Source organism: Streptomyces sp. WAC06614, from assembly GCF_003949795.1.
In the GTDB taxonomy this organism is placed as follows: Bacteria; Actinomycetota; Actinomycetes; order Streptomycetales; family Streptomycetaceae; genus Streptomyces.
The window spans coordinates 1-289 of the sequence record NZ_RPRY01000742.1; the positions used below are offsets into that span (position 1 = coordinate 1).

Genomic DNA, 289 nt, shown 5'->3' on the forward strand with positions numbered 1-289 from the left:
GAAAAAAAAAAAATGGCCTGCTCGTCGGAGACGTCGACGGTTGCCACACAGGCGTCCGGCGCACCGCTCAGCCGCGACAACTACACGGTCCCCGCAGCAGCCTCGGCGTCCCGGTTGACGGCTAGTACGTGTGTTCCGTCCTCGACGAACGCGAAATCAGTCGCCCAGCCGATGCCGTTGGTCGCCAGCGTCACAAGAATCGTCTGCCCGACGAAGGCAGCAGCGCGCTTACCGTTCGACCGGACTGTGGGGCGGCCGTCCTCGGTGTCGGTGCCGAACTGCTTGCTCC

General features: G+C 64.4%; 1 pseudogene. It reads right to left on the reverse strand.

What is annotated here, in order from left to right:
• Positions 1–80 precede the first annotated feature (80 nt).
• Positions 81–289 (reverse strand): annotated as a pseudogene (locus tag EF918_RS37580) (short chain dehydrogenase); the annotation flags it as partial.